Source organism: Psychrobacter lutiphocae DSM 21542 (assembly GCF_000382145.1).
GTDB classification, from domain to species: Bacteria; Pseudomonadota; Gammaproteobacteria; order Pseudomonadales; family Moraxellaceae; genus Psychrobacter; species Psychrobacter lutiphocae.
In genome coordinates this window covers 1-19,580 of sequence record NZ_KB907631.1, presented here as the reverse complement: position 1 = coordinate 19,580, position 19,580 = coordinate 1, and the positions used below count along the sequence as shown (strand labels likewise).

The following is a 19,580-nucleotide window of genomic DNA, read 5'->3' as shown; positions in this document are numbered from 1 at the left end:
TAGGTATAATATTAAGCCCAAAATTGTTTTGGGCTTAACTTTAATGTCAATGTATTAAATATCAATATGTCTAATAGCTATATATCTAATATCAAGGTCCAGTTTTATTATTTAATTTGTAATAGACAGGATTAGTTATAAATAAGCGATAATGGCATATAACTTTATCATTATGAATTATCTTGATGCTTTAACTCATTGCCGATTCACCAGATGCGAGTCTAAAACACATGCCTACCGAAATTAGCAAACCCAGATCCAAACTTGTTAAGCAGTCATCTAAAAGTGTCATGAGTCCGCTGGTATTGGTATTATTTGTTAGTGCTCTGATATTAACTGGCGTGATTGCGATGGCATTTGGTCATAAGTTCGGTTATTACCGTGGTTATCAAGCTTCACAAAAAGCTTTTGAAGCTAAAAACGAATCGTTACAATTAAGTGCGGAAGGTATTCAGCAGCTTAGAAGTAACGTAGCTTTATTAACCGAACAGTTAGATGCTACCAAAAAAGAGCGTGATATTAGTTTAAATAATTTAGGTCAGTTGCGTACCGATATCCAAGATCTAGAAGTGGCAAATTTGCAACTATTGCAGGTTAATGAAGTGTATGCGAATAGCCTTATCGCACAAGGCGGCATACCGTTGCAGATTGTCGGTGCTAAGATACAGCCGTTACCAGAGAATGCATTTGAGTATCGCTTTGATGTTGCCATGCTAGCAGAAGATGGTAGGCAACATCGATTAAGACCTAAGTTGACCTTGCTAGATGAAGATAGCTTGGTAGAAGTACCTTTAGAGCCGAGTATTTATGACATCAAAGGGATAGCACGTATTCGTGGTCGCTTTGTGATGCCTAAAGGTTTTCGTCCCAAACAAGCAAAACTGGAATTGGTCGCTAATGAAGAAAAAGTGGAACAGATTTATAATTGGCAGCTATCTAGTCCGATAGATAAGATGCCGATGTCCTTGTCTGAAATTCCAGAAACAGACCAACGCCCTGTAACTGATGACAATAGTAGCAATTAGTGGTAGTGACCATTATTAATTTCATAAGCCTTTAATAAAAGATCATATTTTGTTGGGTCACAAGTAGCAACTTTCAGTACAAGTGCCAGCTTTCACAATTATTGAGTTGTATCTTAATATGAAAAGTTGTTGTTTGTTGAGTTGTGTTTTAATCTGAAAGTGAAGTAAAAGATTTAATAAAGACATCAGCTTTTGCCTGATATGACATCAATGTTATGAAGCGATTAATGAATACTGATACGATAAAGAGTAAATCCATGACAGCAGATTGGCATCATCCAGCTTTTGAGCCCATCTTACCACCAGCCATCACCTTGCCATCACGATTGACTGATGAACACACCGAAGAAGAAGGTGAAGTCGATGTAATGGTTGCGGAGCCTGAGCTGGCTAAGCCACCAATGTTCGCAGTGGTGATGTATAACGATGATTATACTCCGATGGACTTTGTGGTTTATATTCTACAGTCACAGTTTCGCCATAATATTGATGATGCGGTTGACATCATGCTCAATATTCACCATAAAGGTCGCGGTATTGCAGGTATTTATCCAAAAGATATCGCTGAGACCAAAGCGCAGCATGTCAATCAAACCGCACGCAAAGAAGGTTATCCATTGCTGTGTCAAATTGAGCCACATCAAGACTAGATGCGTTACTGACAAGATACTTAACTTAACTGTAAAACCCCTTAATGCCTTTATAATCGGCACTAAGGGGTTTTTTGTGTCAGTTAGATAGGCTGGGCAAAGAGAAGAACAAGAAACAGCTGCCAATCTTGACACTATTATTACAGGGTGCTCTTGATTTTTGAGGTAAGCAACCCTACTAAATAGGTATGCTTATGTGGTTAAGACCAGTGTCTAGCCCATCAAAACTACAATAAAATTAGGATATCTTTATGTTAAGTCGTCACCTCGAAGTTTCCTTACGTCTTGCCATGACTTTGGCACGACAAAAGTCACACGAGTATTTGACAGTGGAGCATTTACTGCTGGCACTGCTTGAGAATAATAATGCCGCCACCACACTTAAAGCTTGTGGCGCAGATATTAGTAGTTTACGCGCAGATTTAGAAGCTTATATAGAAAAGCACACTCCAAAGATAGATGCAGATTTAGAGCAAACTCCACAAGCGACACAAAGTTTTGACCGCATCTTACAGCGTGCTATTTTTCATGTGCAATCAATTGGATCAGGTCGTTTGGTGCAAGGCTCAGATATTTTGGTATCTATGTTTTCTGAGCATGATACCTATGCGGTATATTTACTCAAAAAACAAGGCGTGAGTCGCCTTGAATTAACACAGTATTTATCACACGGTGCAGACGGTGATGAAACTCGTAGCAATCAAGATGCAGAAGCAGAAAACAACAAAGCAGGTCGTAGTAAAAAAGATCCACTCGAAGAGTTTGCACAAAACTTAAACAAACGTGCTGCCGAAGGCAAAACCGACCCATTAATTGGCCGCGAAAGTGAGATTGAGCGCACAGCTCAAGTATTGTGTCGCCGGCGTAAGAACAACCCTTTATTAGTAGGTGATCCAGGGGTGGGTAAAACCTCGATAGCCGAAGGTTTAGCCTGGCTTATTATTAATAATAAAGCACCAAAACCATTACAAGGCTGCGTGATTTATAGTCTTGAAATAGGATCTTTAATTGCGGGTACTAAGTATCGTGGTGACTTTGAAAAGCGTATGAAGGCTTTGCTAGATGAGTTGAAGAAAAAGCCGAATGCCATATTATTTATTGATGAGATTCATATGATTATAGGTGCTGGATCTTCGATGAGTAGCAATATGGATGTATCCAACTTGATCAAGCCAGCACTGGCAAATGGTGAGCTAAGATGTATAGGCTCAACTACTTTTACCGAATATCGTCAAGTTTTCGAAAAAGACCATGCGCTGTCACGCCGCTTCCAAAAAATTGATGTAAACGAGCCAAGTATTGAAGATAGTATTGATATCTTACGTGGGTTAAAGTCACGTTATGAAGAGTTTCATAATGTAAAATATACAGATGAAGCTTTGGTGAGTGCTGTGCAGTTGTCTGCGAAACATATCCATGAGCGCTTTTTACCTGATAAAGCTATTGATGTGATCGATGAGGCAGGTGCTTATAAGCGACTAGGTATCGTACCTAGTGCTGATCAGGTAGTTGGCGAAGATCTATTGATTGATGAAATTAACAGTCAAAGTCATGCCGATTATGATGCGCAAATTAATGCAGATGAAACGGGCTTAGACAATGAGGACGCAGTAACTGAATCAGGGTTTGAGGCAACCGATACTGAAATAGGTAGTAGCGAAACAATAGGTAGTAGCGAAACTGAAACAGAAGCGGAAGCGTCAAGGGCTGAAGATCATGCTGAAACAGTAGAGGAGCATACTGATCCAGTAGTCATTGATGTGGAAGACATTGAAGCCATCATTTCAAAATTGGCACGTATTCCACCTAAGTCCGTCTCTAACGATGATAAGTCTTTATTACAGCACTTAGACCGTGATTTAAATCGTTTGGTATTTGGTCAAGCAGAAGCGATTAAAACCTTATCGGATGCCATTAAATTGTCACGTGCAGGTCTGAAACCGACAGATAAGCCGATTGGTTCATTTATGTTTGCTGGCCCGACAGGGGTAGGTAAAACAGAAGTGTCAAAACAGTTGGCAAATCTGATGGGGATTGAGCTAATACGTTTTGATATGTCAGAATATATGGAAGCACATACGGCTTCGCGGTTAATTGGTGCGCCACCAGGTTATGTAGGCTTTGATCAAGGTGGATTATTAACCGAAAAAATCAATCAACACCCGCATTGTGTTTTGCTACTTGATGAGATAGAAAAAGCGCATCCTGATGTATTTAACTTGCTGTTGCAAGTAATGGATCATGGCTCACTTACAGATAATAATGGTCGAGTTGCCAGCTTTAAGCAAGTTATTTTGATTATGACTACTAACGTGGGTGCAGAAAACATTAGTCGCTCGTCAATGGGCTTTACTAAGCAAGATCATAGTAAAGATAATACCGAAGCGATGAACCGAGTATTCACACCAGAATTTCGCAACCGCTTGGATGCCATTATTCAGTTCAATCCACTAGACCCTGCTATTGTGATTTCAGTAGTTGATAAGTTCTTGGTTGAGCTTCAAGCTCAGTTAGATGACAAGCAAGTGGTGCTTGAGATTGATGATGCGGTACGTGAGTACTTGGCAGAAAAAGGCTATGATCGCTTGATGGGTGCACGTCCAATGCAGCGTTTAATTCAAAATGAAATCAAAAAGCCATTAGCTAATATGGTGCTATTCGGTGATTTGGTAGATGGTGGCGCAGTACATGTCACTTTAAGTGATGAGGCCTTTACCAAGGCAGTTGATGATGAGGACAAGGCAGCAGCAGAAGGCAGTCGCATCCTACTGACCGTTGTTGAAAAACACGGTCAGCGTGGTGTGGAGTATGCCGATACTGAAGAAGGTTAATAACTGCTAAGGTTGCATTACTTTAGATTAATTAGTCTAAAAGTTAGAACAGTAAAAAAGAGGTTAACCCTAGGTTGGCCTCTTTTTGTTTTCAGACATAATTTTATGCTTGGTCTAGCTTCGGGCATTTTATATCAACCATGACCTAACGGTAACAGCCCAGATGTTATACAATGGTTTCAAACGATAAATTTCACAAACTTTAGAAATCCAACAGACTTTAGATAAGAGTGCTTGCGATGCAAAATGAATTAAAACCTCAAAAAACAGAAGCAGAAAAACAGGCGATATTGGCCAATGTTAAGATGCCAGAAGACTGGAAACACGCACTAGCTGATGAGTTAACCTCAGAGAATATGGACAACTTACGTGAGTTTTTGCGTCAAGAATATGGCTCAGGAAAAAGCATATATCCTAAAGCCAGTATGATGTTTAACGCCTTTAATTTGACGCCACTATCGAATGTGAAAGTCGTCATCTTAGGACAAGATCCTTATCATGGTCCAGGGCAGGCAATGGGTCTGTCATTTTCTGTACCGAAGATTATCCCTAAGCCACCTTCATTGAATAATATTTTAAAAGAAATGGCCGATGATATCGGTAGCTTGCCACCCAAACATGGTGACTTAACCTCATGGGCGCAGCAAGGTGTATTGCTACTAAATGCCTCGTTAACGGTAGAAGAAGGTATGGCTGGGAGTCATCAAGGTAAAGGCTGGGAGCAGTTTACCGATGCGGTGATTGATGTGGTCAATCGACAAACTGAAAACACGGTGTTTATCCTGTGGGGCAGTAAGGCAAAATTAAAAGGTCGTTTTATTGATACAGACAAGCACTTGATACTCTCTGCAGTGCATCCGTCCCCCTTAGCAGCCAACCGAGGGGGGTTTTTTGGTACTAAGCCATTTTCGAAGACAAACCACTATTTGCAACAGCATGGTAAAGCGCCGATTGATTGGCAATTGCCACAATAGTTTATTTTTTATCAGCCAGCTTTTATTATCTATATTTAGCTAAGGTCTAGACATTATCGTCGATTTACGCCTAATCTAGAACGATCTTAGCTATCATATCAGCAGTCTTAATAAATCAATCCTATACAGCCCCTATTAGAGAATAGTCTTATATTTCTTAGGGTATAGTATTTATCTAGGATATGGTGTTTGTCACCACATAACATTTTATCAGCATATAGCTTTTGTAAGGCAGCTTAAAGTCAAGGTAACTGAAAGTTAATGACGCCATTTTTGACACAACAAACAAATACAAATAATTACGCTGAGTATTTGCAACAAGCCAAATATTGGATGCTAGAAGATGTACAGTTTATGTTACGAGCTCTGCAATTAGCCAATCAAGGCGCACAAGCAGGAGAGGTGCCTGTTGGGGCGGTGATAGTTTGCGATGGTAAGGTTATTGGAGAGGGATTTAATCAACCTATTGAAACCCATGATCCGACCGCACATGCTGAGATTGTGGCATTACGCTGTGCCTGTGAGGCAATACAAAACTATCGATTGCCAGTTAATAGCACTTTATATGTCACCTTAGAGCCTTGTACCATGTGTTTTGGTGCGCTTATCCATGCTCGTTTACAGCGCTTAGTGTTTGCTACTTTCGAGCCACGGGCTGGTATGGTAGGTAGTCGGTTAGATTTAGCAAAAATGGGGTTTTATAATCATAAAATAGCGGTAAGTTCTGGATTATTATCCAAACTAAGTCAAAATCATTTAAAACAGTTTTTTAAAAAACGTAGAATGAAAAATAATAAGAAATAAAAAGAAGGTAAAGCGTAAAATTTGGCTGGTGAGATAGTCTTTTATTTGTTATAATCTTGACCTATTTGCGTTTACTGCCATCATATTTTTTGTATCAAGCTTATAGACTAAATCACTATTTATTTGTGTTGTGGGGCTATTAGTTTGTGAAATAGCTACTTATTAGTGAGTTAGGTTAATAATGATGCAACAAGCTACTGATGTCGCAGGATACGAGTTAACAGACTGTGGGTGAGCAAAGATGACTTTTCCTGTTATTACAATTGATGGACCAAGTGGTGCAGGAAAGGGAACCGTTTGTTTAAAGCTAGCACAAGCGTTAAATTATCGACTGTTAGACTCAGGAGCTTTGTATCGAATTGTCGGTCTAAAAGCTTTTGAAGCAGGACTAATCGCAGGTAATAAATCTAAGCTTGATGCAGAAGATGAAAAAAACATTGCACAACTGACTGAGCAACTAGACATCCAATTTTTGCCGCAAGCATCAGGCCTAGTTAATATTGTCGTTGATGGCAATAATGTGGCTGATGACATTCGAAATGAAACAGTAGGTGGCTATGCGTCACAAGTAGCTGCACTTCCCAAGGTTAGAGAAGCCTTGCTGGCGCTACAACAAAATATGGCTAATGAGTCAGGCTTAATTGCAGATGGTCGTGATATGGGAACAGTTGTGTTCCCCAATGCAGATGCTAAGGTATATTTAACAGCGAGCGCAAAAGCTCGTGCTGACCGTAGAGTTGCTCAGTTAGAGCAGGCAGGTCAAGCAGTAGATTACGAGTCTATTTTACAAAGCATTAAGCAAAGAGATGCGCGAGATGAAAATAGAAGCGTTGCGCCCTCTAAGCCAGCCAAAGATGCTTTAGTCTTAGATAGCTCAAATATGAGCGCTGAAGAAGTCTACCAAAGTATCAAAAAATTCTGCCAAGAAAAAGGCATTTGTTTTGCTACCTAGTGTGCATTTAGGTGTCAAAATATTGACTATCTAATGTGGTAAAAGGTAACGGTGTGAATACAGCACACCTTGTATGTAAACAGTTTTTTTAATATTAAATTTATCAAATGGAAATAAAAAGAGTAAAACCAGCGTTAATCTTTTATTTTCATTAACTTGAACCGTACTGTGCTGGACAGGATACGGCTATATTAAGGTAATCATATGGAATCATTTGCTGAACTATTTGAAGCGAGTCTTGAAGAGCAGGGTCTTGATATTGAGCGTGGCTCAGTAATCAACGGTACTGTTGTAGCAATCGATAGCGATTGGATTACAGTTGACACTGGTCTAAAGTCTGAGGGTGTGGTAGCTCGTGAAGAGTTCTTAGACGATAATGGCGAGCTTGAAGTAGCAGTGGGCGATAGCGTTGATGTTGTTGTTGAAGCTGTTGACAACGGTATGGGTCAGACCTTACTGTCACGTGAAAAAGCAAAACGTGTAGAAACGTGGAATGCGCTTGAAAAATTATTTGAAGGCGACGAAATTGTTAAAGGTATCATCTCAAGCAAAGTAAAAGGTGGTTTTACTGTAGATGTGGGTTCAGTACGCGCTTTCCTACCAGGTTCATTGGTTGATGTTCGTCCAATCCGTGACACTACGCACCTTGAAGGCAAAGAGCTAGAATTCAAAATTATTAAATTAGATCAAAAACGTAACAACGTCGTTGTTAGCCGTAAAGCGGTTATGGAAGCTGAAAACTCAGCTGAGCGTGAAGAGCTACTTAATAAGCTTGAAGAAGGTATCGAAGTTGAAGGTATCGTTAAAAACCTAACTGACTACGGTGCATTCGTAGACTTAGGTGGTATCGACGGTCTACTACACATTACTGATATGGCATGGCGCCGTATTAAGCACCCATCTGAAGTTGTAGAAGTCGGTCAAGACCTTAAAGTTAAAGTTCTAAAATTTGATCGTGAACGCAACCGCGTAAGCTTAGGTCTAAAACAGTTAGGTACAGATCCTTGGGATAATGTAAGCGGTACATACCCAGTAGGTAGCATCGTGAAAGCACGTGTAACTAACCTAACTGACTATGGTTGCTTCGCTGAGATTTCTGACGGTATCGAAGGTCTAGTACACGTTTCAGAAATGGATCACACTAACAAAAACATCCACCCATCTAAAGTTGTTCAGATTGGTGACGAAGTTGACGTTATGATCCTAGATATCGACGAAGAACGTCGTCGTATCAGCCTAGGTATCAAGCAAACTCTACCAAACCCATGGGAAGAGTTCGACAAGAAATATGATCGTGGTGATAAGCTAACGGGTACTATCAAGTCAATCACTGACTTCGGTATCTTTATCGGTCTTGACGGTGGTATCGACGGTCTGGTTCACCTATCTGACATTTCTTGGAATGAGCCTGGTGAAGAAGCTATCCGTAACTACAACAAAGGCGATACTGTTGAAGCAATGGTTCTATCAGTTGACGCTGAAGCAAACCGTATCAGCCTAGGTATCAAGCAGTTAAGCTCAGATCCATTTAATGAGTATTTAGTAGCTCATGACCGTGGCGCTATCGTAACTGGTACGGTTAAAGAAGTTGATGCTAAAGGTGCGGTAATTACTCTTGCTGATGAAGTTGAAGGTTACTTACGCGCTTCTGAAATTCAGCGTGACAAAGTTGAAGATGCGACTAAGCATCTAAACGAAGGTGACTCTGTTGAAGCGAAAATCATCAGCGTAGACCGTAAGTCACGTAGCATCAGCTTATCAATCAAAGCGAAAGATGAAGCAGAAGAGCGTCAAGCGATTAAAGAGCTTGGTAGCACTCAAGCTGCTCCTGAAGCACAGCCAAAAACTATTGGTGACTTGATCAAAGAGCAAATGCAAGAAGACTAATCACTATTAGTGATAAAAATACGACTTTGTCATAAAAATTATTACCGAATAATCAGTAATTTTCTATTGACATAGTTGTAAATGAAAGTCAAAAAAAAGGAGTGACCCTAGGGTTGCTCCTTTTTTGTTGTAAATTGGATTGTTTTAGGACAAATATCGAAAATAAGTGCAGATAAACTCCACAATAAGAGCAAGTTATGATTTAATAATAGAAGCTGTATTGAGTTGATACATGAACACTGCTGATATAGTCAACGAACTACTAAATGGTTAAGGTGTTAACCTCGCTAAGCCTACATGAGTAGCACCTAAGCTCGGTTATTATGTGACCATTTTAGCCGTCATTGGCTATGGCTTAAAGGACGAACAGTTTATAGCAGTTGTTACTATTTTTTTAACCACTTTTCTAACCAAACTATTATTTATCAAGGTCAGATGGATATGACAAGCATTATAAATAAATCAGATTTAATTCAAGATATTGCCTCTCGCTGTGATTACATTACTGATTCGGATGTGGACAGCGCTGTACGCGAAATATTAACATTGTTATCAAAGAACTTGATTAACAATAGCCGTATTGAAATTCGTGGATTTGGTACATTTTGTTTACATCATCGTGATGCCAGACAAGGGCGTAACCCAAAAACAGGTGAGATGGTGTTGGTTCCTGCAAAATCAATTCCACACTTTAAGCCGGGTAAAGCGCTACGTGAAGGCGTCAATGAGAAATGGATGTAATCTAGACGCAATTAATGATATCCTGTAGCTCTTATTTTTTATTATGTTTAACTACATTAGGTATTTGACTTGAAAGCTCGATTTAGAATATCAGCATCTTTTTTTCGTACACATATATTCTCACTTATACTTGCGCTATTTGTCATCATACCAGTAGCTGCCTATGCAGCAGGCGCAGTTGACACCGCAGTACAGACATCTAGCTATAGCTTCCATGTAGCGATGCTAATTGGTTTTGTAGCTTTGTCAGTAGCTGTCTCTTTTGTATGTTCGGTATCTGAGGCTGCATTACTGACAATGACCCCATCTTATGTGGCTTCTATTTCTGAAGAAAATCCAAAAAAATCAGCTATGCTAAAGAGTGTAAAAATTGACAATATAGATCAGTCAATTGCAGCTATTTTAACTTTAAATACAGTAGCACATACGGTTGGTTCAATAGGTGCAGGGGCACAAGCTACTATTGTTTTTGGTAGTCAGTGGTTTGGGGTTTTTTCGGCAGTAATGACTTTAATCATTTTAATAGGCTCAGAAATTATTCCAAAAACTTTAGGAACGGTTTACTGGAGACAATTATCAGGACCGATTGCCTATTTTGTGAAAGCCATTATATTTTTGTTATATCCACTGATTTGGGTTTCTGAAAAGATAACCAAACTGTTAACTCGTGGTAAAAAAGCACATACCTTTAGTCGTAATGAGTTTGCCGCATTAGCCAGCGTTGGTGAGCAGTCTGGTCAAATAGATCCTTTAGAGTCACGAATTATTCGTAATTTGTTGGCGTTTGGTGCGATTAAAGTTGAAGATATCATGACACCGAGATCTGTGATTCATGCTTTTGATCAATCTATTACTGTGGCAGAGCTGTTAGCAAACCGTCCCAAGCTTATGTTTTCACGTTTGCCAATTTATGATGAGGATTTAGATAAGGTTACTGGCTTTGTTTTAAAGTCAGATATTTTATTGGCAAAAGCCAACAATCATATGGATAAGCCACTTGAGAGCTATAAACGTGAGATTACTTTTGTCTTTTCTAAAATGAAGCTGTTTGATTTATTAGATTTGATGTTAAATAGCCGTATTCATATAGCCATTACGGTTGGTGAATATGGTGAAGTTAAGGGACTAGTGACACTAGAAGATGTGTTAGAAACGTTACTTGGACTTGAGATTGTAGATGAAGTGGATAGGGTTGAGGATATGCAAGCGTTAGCACGACAGATGATGCAACGGCGCGCAGCCCGATTAGGAATGTTGGTAGAAGATGATGATACCCATGGACAAAACTAAGGTCTACTGAACACATATGGAGTACGCTCAAAAGCCCCTAGTTAGTCACTAATTATTACAAGCGGTTAATGTTCGCCTAGGATTATATTCTATTAAGTATAGTAAGATATTTGTGTGTTGGAAATAGCAGGAGATATGGCATATTGGTAAAAGATTGAGATGCCTGTATTTAGCCGCATATCCTGTATTTAGCCGCATATATTGTTATCAAGACAATATTTAATCCAAACTATTTCATTTGGTATTGATTTTAGGGGCTGTTGAACATTCGTCTTGGTAGAAAAAATTGAGATAAATTGGTCTTAATCATGGCGATGAATCTAGCTAATATCTAAATATGACCAGTTTCCCTAATATAACTTAAATAAACAAGTAACAACAAGGATAGATACTATGGCTCTATTTAATACAAATAACTTAATATCAGCAGTCATTGCACCAGTTAGTATTGCAGTAGTAGCAACCTTCACCGCCACAGTAGCTCAAGCAGCAGATTTGTCTGAAGCAGATGTGCAAGCCTATGCATCAAAAATGAAGCAGGCAGCCAATAGCAAAAGTGTCAGTCAAGTGTCAAACTTGGTTGCAGATGAAGCATTGATTTCTTTATCACGGCGAGGCAAAACTACCAGCTTAGATAAATCAGCTTATCTTAATTTGTTACAAAAAAGTTGGACGAACACTTCCAACTATACTTATGATATTAGTGTATCAAATATTGTAATTAGTGGTAGTCAGGCAAAAGCAGATGTCAAAACGGTAGAGTCTTGGGTAAAAGATGGTGAAAAAAGAACATTTACCACCAACTCAAGAGCGACTCTCAAAGCAGGTGCGAATAATGCTGTGCTATTACGTGCCGTATCACAAGTGACGATTGATTAGTTCAATACATAAGTTATTTTAAAAGGCTGACTAACCTTACAATTGATGCGTTTTATCTTGCGCTACTTATTCACTATAAAACTTTAATCTTCAATCTTTTATTTTCTACACTGGGTTATGATTGTTATGGACTTTAAAAAAGCCTCTGTTCAATTTTGTAAACTTCCTTTAGCGCTGGCTATCGGTTCTGTTCTGTTAGCAAGTTGTAGTAGTAATACAGCGCCTGGGACAGGCACGTCCGCAAGTACAAGACTTCCAGTAGCTCAACACGAGGCCGTATCTAACGTCCCTGCTGCAGATGGTGGTTACAGTACTTCTTTGTTAGATGATGAAAGTTTGGCTGAGTTGGAGAATTTGCTTGAAGCCACTGACATGAAAATGGTGGAAGATGATAAGTTAGCTATTCAGCAGTATGGTAACTTATGGGATAGAATGCGTGCTGGTTTTCGCATGGATCAAAACTATGGCTTTAGTCAGCAGCAACGAATTGATGCGCAAAAAAACTGGTTTATTACCCGCCAAGAATATATTAATCGCTTAACTGCTCGTGCCAGTCGTTATTTATATCATACTATTCGAGAAGCAGAGCGTCGCAATATTCCAACAGAACTTGCGTTATTACCAGTAATTGAAAGCTCCTATGACCCAACAGGTACTAGTAATGCAGCAGCAGCAGGTCTATGGCAGTTTATACCAAGCACTGGTCGTATCTATGGATTAACACAGACACCAACCTATGATGGGCGCCGTGATGTGATTGAGTCAACGCGTGCTGCTTATGATTTTTTGACTTCCTTATATAACCAGTTTGGTAGTTGGGAGCTTGCGTTAGCTTCGTATAATGCAGGTCCTGGTCGTGTACAACGTGCAATTGATGCCAATCGTGCTCGTGGCTTACCAACTGATTATTGGTCGCTATCATTACCGACAGAAACCATGCATTATGTACCACGCTTTATGGCGGTTGCACAAATTGTTAAAGATACCAATGAATATAGTATCGCATTACCCGCAATAGCTAACCGTCAGCATTTTAGGAGTGTACCTGTTAATTATGGTGTCAGTTTGCATGAAGTGTCACAGTTGACAGGGGTAGGCTATGATGAACTAAAAGCGCTTAACCCGGCGCTGACAATGGGTAAAGTTGATGTTGCTGGACCGAACCGTGTAATTATACCTAATCAAACCAATATACTGGTGGATGCTAAATTAAGCAGACTTACAGGAAGTGGCTTTTCAGGTAGTGCAAGCTCATCGCCTTATTCTGTTCCTGACTCACAGTATGAAGCCATGACAAGGTCGCCAGAAGGGTTGGCTGAGTTTGCCAGTATCGCACGTGCACCGCAACAAACCAGCTCTTATATTGCGCCGATTACATCTCCAGTGATGGCTACAACAGTAACTCAAGAACCACCTATCAGCGATACTGAAAAAAGGAGAATCGAATCTGAGCTTGCGCGTTCAAATACGCTACCAACTACCTCAGCTCAGTTGACTAAAAATGATACGATTGTACAAGAACCTCCTTTGTCACCAGAAGAAAAAGAATTTATTTCACAACAGATACGCCAGTCATCACCAGATGTCGGTGAGGTGTTAAGCTCAGTAGATGGTAATATCAAGCTTGAAGCTATTCAGACTCAGCAGTCAATCCTGGAAGCACGTGGGGAAGAAAAGCGTATCAGTTTCGATCGTAGTAGCAGCGCGTCTACACCATCTTCACAGCCACAATATCAACAAGCAGCAGAGGCACCAAGACCAACGGGAACACGTAGTGTCTATACTGTTCAGCGTGGTGATACCTTAGTAAATATTGCCTCAAGAGCTGGGCTTAATTGGCGGGATATTGCCGACTGGAATCAGATTAACCCCAATGCAACCCTATTAACTGGTACGAAGCTGTATTTATATAATGCAAAGCCTATCGCACCTCTTGGCTCAAACGCACAGACAGATAGTAGCCAAAGTGGCGCGAAGCCCAATACATATATCGTACGTCCAGGAGATACTCTAATTGGTACTGCTAATCGAGTTGGACTTAGTGTGTCTCGCTTAGCAAGTTATAATGGCTTGTCAACCAATGCTCAATTACGTACAGGTCAAAAGCTGTGGCTAATTCCAGGTATGGTGAAAACAAGTCAGAATAACAGTAGCAACTCTTCTGGTAGTACATCAGCTTACAGTAGTACATCAGCTTATAATGGTAAAACGCAAACTTATACGGTTAAGCGCGGTGAAGGCTTAATTGCCTTGGCATCTCGATTTAATGTGCCTGTTGAGACTTTGGCTGCGATGAATGACTTAGAAGCTAATGAGCAATTATTAGTGGGGCAGCGCTTAACAGTACCAGCGCAAACTACAACTAGTAGTCGCACAAGCTCAAACAGTACAACAAACCGCGCTAATAACAGTAGCAATTACCAAGGAGAAACCAGCAGTTATACTGTTCAGGCAGGAGATACCTTAATCGGTATAGCTAATAAACTTGGCGTGTCTCATACCCAAATTGCACAAATGAATAATATATCTGCCACAGGTCAACTATTGCGTGGACAAAAACTAAAACTGCCTGCATCGCAGCAGCAAGTTGCGTTGAGAGTTAGCAATGAACCCATAAATTATAAGGTAAAATCTGGTGACTCATTGACCAGTGTGGCAAATAGTCATGGCGTGTCCTTGGCTGCACTTGCCAGTGCCAATAACTTATCGACAACATCAAACTTAATTATTGGTCAGTCATTGACAATACCAGCAGCGGGATCAGCTAGCGGAAGCGTATCACAATCAGCTACTAGCAGTAGCGCTCGCAGCTCAGTATCTAATGCTTCGCAAGTGAGCTATACCGGTACTTATAAGGTAAAAGCAGGTGATGGTTTGATTAATTTGGCACGTGAATATGGGGTGTCAACAGCAGATTTGGCAGCAGCAAATAATATTAGTGCCAGCTCAGGTTTGCGTATTGGTCAAACTCTAAAAGTGCCTAATACCAAATCCAGTGGTAGTCAATCAACCAGCAGTGGCTCTACAAGTCGTTCGTCAGTAGCTAGTAGCAATGGTGGTAACTATACAGTTAAGTCAGGTGATTCATTGATCCGTTTGGCCAGTCAGCATGGATTAACGCTCAATCAGTTGGCATCGGCAAATGGGCTAAGCACAACAGCTCAGTTACAAATTGGTCAAAAAATCACTATACCAGCAACCACCACCAGTTATAAGGTAAAATCTGGTGACAGCTTGATTGGGTTGGCTAGAAAATATGGTATGACGCCAGAGGAGTTTGCCGAGTTAAATGGTATTAGTAGTAATACCATGCTACAAGTTGGTCAAACGCTTAAAGTACCAGTGCAATAAGCTATTGGTGCAAGCAATAAAAAAGTTTAAATTAAAAATAGCTAAATAAAAAATAGCTCCCGCATTAGGGAGCTATTTTTGTACATATTGTTATAATACCAAATCTAAAAATTAAGATATCGAGGAAAACGAGTGCAAAGTCTACAAGCAGTAGATTTAGCAAGCTTGACAAAGGTAGGCTGTTTTTCAGAAAAGGTATAACTACGACTTATGGTAGCTGCTTCTAGCCTATTTAAATATCATTGCCCATAGAAGGCACGCCCTAGGATTATATCGGTTTAAGCAGTGCGTGTTTTTAGTGACTCTAAGTAGCTACGAATATTAGTCACGTAGTGCATACACTGCACATAACGGGCGTTACTGGTTGCATTATCCAACATATAAGTATAGACATTTGCCCAACTATTTGGGTCTTGCCCTGCTTGTGCTAGTTTGTTTTGGATTCTTTTAACCGCATTGGGACCCATATTGTAAGAGGCCAACGCAAACCAAGTGCGATCTGGATCTGGGATATCATTAAAACTTTGCTTTAAAAGTTCTAAATAGCGAGCACTGCCACCAATACTTTGATAGGGATCTACTCGATTCGAAACACCCATTGCTTCTGCGGTGCTATTGGTAAGCATCATTAACCCACGAACTCCAGTAGGTGATACGGCATTGGGGTTGAGATGTGACTCTTGATAACCCATAGCCACTAATAGTTCCCAATCATGATCATAGTTTTTGGCTTGCTCTTGAAAGGAGGATTGATATAAAGGCAAGCTATGAGTTAATACCTTTTCAAAATGACGGCGATTATAGTCATCTTTTAATAGGGTTTGATCATAAAAGTTAGCAATTTTAGCGGTGCTGGTCAGTTGTTCATTATGGCATAAAAAGTGGCTGGCTTTCATTGCAAGTGGATCTTGATGGTTGCGAAAGCTCAAGCTGGTTTTAGGATTCAGCCCATTTTGAGTAAGACTGCTATCAAAGCCACAGCTTATATTAATAGCTGCAACGGCATTATTTTCAATAAGTTTGGTGCTGGCGGTGGTGAGTGCCATATCAGCTTCACCTTTGGTGACGGCTTGTAGCGCGTCAGACTCGCTGGCATAACTTTTTAGGGTAAGGTCAACGCCTAGATCATTGGCATATGCGCGAGCAATATCATAGCCAAAACCATGTTGGAATCCATCGGTGGCAAAAAAGGTGCTTTCACCTGCCACAGATGCAAGAGTTAAGGTGTTGGTTGCTATGACATGGCTGTAAGCATCAGCAGATTTGCTATTATTAAATAAGGCAGTGCTAATACTGATTGCTGGTAAAGATACTAAGGCAATACCAGAGAGGCTTGCAGCTAGTTTAATCTTAGTAACTTTTTTAATCTTAGTAACTTTTTTAATCTTAGTAACTTTGTTGCCATCAGTCTTGTTACGATTGACATAAGCGTCTACTTTATTTAGTAGCTGATTAGAAAATAAGTGCACTGAGTGTTTTAGGCGGCTGGTATTTGTTGCCAGATGGTTGGAGTTATTACTAGTACTGGCTTGCCTATCAGTTTGGCGCTTCGCTTCATTGCTCACTTGCTGGTGGCAATTTGCTGGCGCTCTGGGTGTGATTAGAGTTGTTGAACGGCATTCATGACAATAGAACACTTGTCCGTCATCAAAAGGGGAATATGCCACTGCCTTGCTATCTGTATACCAATAGGTCATGCGTTGCATGGATCTCTCCGTTGTCTAATCATCCATACTGTGTGGAAAGTCATACACCATTGTATTTAGCTTTCGTTATAACCACAGCTATGAGCAAGCAGGGACATCACGAACTTAACCTTTGAATCACATTTTGCTATGATAGTTTGTATTTTTCTATGATGGATAGTTATTGATTTAAGGATAGTTATTGATTTAAAGGTATTGTCATAATGTTTATGATGACTTTATGAGTCCATGTAGCCGACTCATTTAGTCACCTTACAACTGCTGCTAGCAAGACGAATTAAAAACAAGTCAGATAAAAAGTAAGGCTTAATAAAAAGCCAAACCCTAGTCAAGCAAAGAGCAATCAGTTGTTGGCAGCGCACTAAGCTTGGCTAGTGACCCATATTTTTATAGTGTTATCTGTTAAAGCTAACAGCTAGTTATGAATCACTTATCTATTATTATTTTTTACTTTGCGATAGTGAGTGGCTTAGATTCTAATAGGGTTTGGGTTATTTAAAACTTGGGTCATTTAAAATAACGACAACCTATATGCTATGCGCCTATTAATTATAGATTTATTAACCATGCTTCTACTATATTATGTATGTATTTACCACATAAAGAGAAGATGAACGATAGTATTAATATCTAAATTAATAGTCTCTAAAACAACAAAGTATTTATTAACCTTAATCTGCTTATCCTAAAGGTGCTTTTTAAGCTAAAGATGCTTACTAACTGGATCAACGTATCTAATAAAAACGGTTACGCTTATCCTTAGTTAATGGCGCTTACTTAGGTAATAAAACCAGGCTAATAAAAATCCGCACTTACGATGATTTGTAAAGTTTGGCAATTTACTACAAAATAAAGCAAAATAAAACTAATTGCTTCAGTTAAGATACTCTTTATTATAGCATCTATCTTAGTAAGCTATGTTTCATCTCGCCTTTTTTTTGTTATTCTCTATTGTTATGGCTACCAATCAAAATTTCAAGATATAACTCCCACATATTCTATTTTAGAATAATTGAATTCTGATGATATTAAGTCAATACTTAGATCTATTGAATCTATATTCGACAGAGCTTGATCTTTGGTCATTTTAAAGTATGCAGATAGCGCTTGTGCTAGGCTGGATTTGGGTCATCGATAAAGCGTACTTTAAGCCCAAGCGACTGCTCAATTAGCGTCCCTAATGCTTGAATACCGCCTTTTTCAGTGGCGTGATGTCCACAAGCCAAATAATCAATACCAAGCTCTCTTGCAGTATGGGTGGTGCGTTCTGATATTTCGCCTGAGATATATAGCTGACAACCCATTGTTGCAGCTTGCTCTATCATGTCTTGTGCACCACCACTACATATACCAACTTGGGTTATTTGCTTGTTGCCAGCACTGATATGAGTTGGTATGCGTTGTAGTTTGTCACTGACTTTGGTGATAAAATCGGTTATTGCAATTGGCTCACATTGAGCGATATTACCTACGGGATGTTTTTCATGTGGATAGAGTGCACCTATGATTTCAAGGTCTAGTTGTTGGGCAAGTATCGCATTATTACCTACTATTGGGTGTGCATCTAATGGTAAGTGATACGCTAATAAGGAAATGTTATTTTGTAATAGGCTACGGATTCGTTTGCCTTTCATACCAGTTAGCGGTGCTGGCTCTCCTTTCCAAAAGTAACCATGATGTACTAAGATGGCATCTGCTTTTTCAGCGATGGCAGCGTCAATTACGTTTTGAGTGGCAGTAACGCCAGTAATAATTTTGCGAATTGGGGTGTTGGCATCGACTTGTAGCCCATTTGGACAGTAGTCATTAAATTCATTAGCTTGTAAGTAGTTATCGCACCACTGAGCTAATGTGTTGGGATAAATTTGAGTGTTGAGCATGCCATTATCCTTAGGTTGTTGCTGTTTTATATTTAATCGCTTATCACTGATGGTTTAATCTTAATAGCTAAATTCTAGAAGGTTAGTTTAGAGGGTCAGTTTAGAGGGTTAGTATAGCACAGCACTATAAGTGCTATAACACAGCGTTATCAATAGGCTTAAAGCGTCATAAATGAGTTTAAAAAGAGACCAAAAGCGTTATAGTAAGGTTTGTAACATGATCTTAACAATTTAGGCAGTAATTTTTGAGAGTGGCTTACCAGTAAGGGGGCAACAAATGTTAAACTAAGCCCTTGTCCAATAAATTTTCTTTAAGTACAAAATTGACGCATTTTTTTATCCAAGGTTGCCGTAAAACTATCGCCTAAAGTCGGTGGATATAAGGCAACACAGACTATCGCATAATTATAGTCACAGCCACATAAAAGAGTTACAGCGTTAACCTCGTTTAGCCTACTTCAGTAGTACTTGCAATCGGTTGCCTTGTAACTCATTTATTCGACTACAACTATACTTGCAGCCAAACAGTAAATTTGACACACTAACCCTATGAAAACACTCAAGCTACGCATCAAAGACAAACACGCAAACCAGCTAAACAAAATAGCTG

The 19,580-nt window shown here is 39.6% G+C and carries 13 protein-coding genes; 11 read left to right on the top strand and 2 right to left on the bottom strand.

Going from position 1 to position 19,580, the window contains the following annotated elements; translation table 11 throughout:
• Positions 1 to 230 precede the first annotated feature (230 nt).
• The 11 genes from H140_RS0105275 to H140_RS0105225 all read left to right on the top strand — a co-directional run bounded on the left by H140_RS0105275 (position 231) and on the right by H140_RS0105225 (position 15,384).
• A complete protein-coding gene (locus tag H140_RS0105275; RefSeq protein WP_033426861.1) occupies positions 231 to 1,025 on the top strand; it encodes a hypothetical protein in 795 nt (264 codons plus the stop codon).
• Between the two features lie 227 nt (positions 1,026 to 1,252).
• Positions 1,253 to 1,675 (top strand): ATP-dependent Clp protease adapter ClpS, encoded by a 423-nt coding sequence (clpS, locus tag H140_RS0105270; protein WP_026348851.1) that lies wholly within the window; start codon positions 1,253 to 1,255, stop codon positions 1,673 to 1,675.
• 251 nt (positions 1,676 to 1,926) lie between these two features.
• Positions 1,927 to 4,506 (top strand): AAA family ATPase, encoded by a 2,580-nt coding sequence (locus tag H140_RS0105265; RefSeq protein WP_019672617.1) that lies wholly within the window; start codon positions 1,927 to 1,929, stop codon positions 4,504 to 4,506.
• Positions 4,507 to 4,745: 239 nt separating this feature from the next.
• Positions 4,746 to 5,480 (top strand): uracil-DNA glycosylase, encoded by a 735-nt coding sequence (locus H140_RS0105260; RefSeq protein WP_019672616.1) that lies wholly within the window; start codon positions 4,746 to 4,748, stop codon positions 5,478 to 5,480.
• Between the two features lie 261 nt (positions 5,481 to 5,741).
• Positions 5,742 to 6,284 carry a tRNA adenosine(34) deaminase TadA gene (tadA, locus tag H140_RS0105255; protein WP_019672615.1) on the top strand — a complete coding sequence of 181 codons (543 nt, stop codon included), beginning with the start codon at positions 5,742 to 5,744 and terminating at the stop codon, positions 6,282 to 6,284.
• Between the two features lie 241 nt (positions 6,285 to 6,525).
• Positions 6,526 to 7,236 (top strand): (d)CMP kinase, encoded by a 711-nt coding sequence (gene cmk / locus H140_RS0105250; protein ID WP_019672614.1) that lies wholly within the window; start codon positions 6,526 to 6,528, stop codon positions 7,234 to 7,236.
• A 204-nt stretch (positions 7,237 to 7,440) separates the two neighbouring features.
• A complete protein-coding gene (gene rpsA / locus H140_RS0105245; protein ID WP_019672613.1) occupies positions 7,441 to 9,123 on the top strand; it encodes a 30S ribosomal protein S1 in 1,683 nt (560 codons plus the stop codon).
• Between the two features lie 441 nt (positions 9,124 to 9,564).
• Positions 9,565 to 9,864, top strand: a complete 300-nt coding sequence (locus tag H140_RS0105240) for an integration host factor subunit beta (RefSeq protein ID WP_019672612.1) — start codon at positions 9,565 to 9,567, stop codon at positions 9,862 to 9,864.
• Positions 9,865 to 9,933: 69 nt separating this feature from the next.
• Entirely contained in the window at positions 9,934 to 11,154 is a 1,221-nt protein-coding gene (locus H140_RS0105235; protein ID WP_019672611.1) for a CNNM domain-containing protein, read from the top strand.
• 393 nt (positions 11,155 to 11,547) lie between these two features.
• The gene (locus tag H140_RS0105230; protein ID WP_019672610.1) at positions 11,548 to 12,033 is read left to right on the top strand and encodes a hypothetical protein; all 486 of its coding nucleotides are present in this window, start codon (positions 11,548 to 11,550) and stop codon (positions 12,031 to 12,033) included.
• Positions 12,034 to 12,159: 126 nt separating this feature from the next.
• Positions 12,160 to 15,384 carry a lytic transglycosylase gene (locus H140_RS0105225; protein ID WP_019672609.1) on the top strand — a complete coding sequence of 1,075 codons (3,225 nt, stop codon included), beginning with the start codon at positions 12,160 to 12,162 and terminating at the stop codon, positions 15,382 to 15,384.
• Between the two features lie 278 nt (positions 15,385 to 15,662).
• Here H140_RS0105225 and H140_RS13995 read toward each other — a convergent pair whose 3' ends face one another.
• Together H140_RS13995 and H140_RS0105215 are read right to left on the bottom strand one after the other, a co-directional pair.
• A complete protein-coding gene (locus H140_RS13995; RefSeq protein ID WP_019672608.1) occupies positions 15,663 to 17,090 on the bottom strand; it encodes an MltF family protein in 1,428 nt (475 codons plus the stop codon).
• A gap of 1,112 nt (positions 17,091 to 18,202) precedes the next feature.
• Positions 18,203 to 18,970, bottom strand: a complete 768-nt coding sequence (locus H140_RS0105215; RefSeq protein WP_019672607.1) for a Nif3-like dinuclear metal center hexameric protein — start codon at positions 18,968 to 18,970, stop codon at positions 18,203 to 18,205.
• Between the last annotated feature and the right edge of the window lie 610 nt (positions 18,971 to 19,580).

What these genes read in the sequence shown, in the direction of transcription:
- H140_RS0105275 (WP_033426861.1), top strand. Translation starts at nt 231, where the DNA reads ATGCCTACCGAAATTAGCAAACCCAGATCCAAACTTGTTAAGCAGTCA.
- clpS (WP_026348851.1), top strand. Translation starts at nt 1,253, where the DNA reads ATGAATACTGATACGATAAAGAGTAAATCCATGACAGCAGATTGGCAT.
- H140_RS0105265 (WP_019672617.1), top strand. Translation starts at nt 1,927, where the DNA reads ATGTTAAGTCGTCACCTCGAAGTTTCCTTACGTCTTGCCATGACTTTG.
- H140_RS0105260 (WP_019672616.1), top strand. Translation starts at nt 4,746, where the DNA reads ATGCAAAATGAATTAAAACCTCAAAAAACAGAAGCAGAAAAACAGGCG.
- tadA (WP_019672615.1), top strand. Translation starts at nt 5,742, where the DNA reads ATGACGCCATTTTTGACACAACAAACAAATACAAATAATTACGCTGAG.
- cmk (WP_019672614.1), top strand. Translation starts at nt 6,526, where the DNA reads ATGACTTTTCCTGTTATTACAATTGATGGACCAAGTGGTGCAGGAAAG.
- rpsA (WP_019672613.1), top strand. Translation starts at nt 7,441, where the DNA reads ATGGAATCATTTGCTGAACTATTTGAAGCGAGTCTTGAAGAGCAGGGT.
- H140_RS0105240 (WP_019672612.1), top strand. Translation starts at nt 9,565, where the DNA reads ATGACAAGCATTATAAATAAATCAGATTTAATTCAAGATATTGCCTCT.
- H140_RS0105230 (WP_019672610.1), top strand. Translation starts at nt 11,548, where the DNA reads ATGGCTCTATTTAATACAAATAACTTAATATCAGCAGTCATTGCACCA.
- H140_RS0105225 (WP_019672609.1), top strand. Translation starts at nt 12,160, where the DNA reads ATGGACTTTAAAAAAGCCTCTGTTCAATTTTGTAAACTTCCTTTAGCG.
- H140_RS13995 (WP_019672608.1), bottom strand. Translation starts at nt 17,090, where the DNA reads ATGCAACGCATGACCTATTGGTATACAGATAGCAAGGCAGTGGCATAT.
- H140_RS0105215 (WP_019672607.1), bottom strand. Translation starts at nt 18,970, where the DNA reads ATGCTCAACACTCAAATTTATCCCAACACATTAGCTCAGTGGTGCGAT.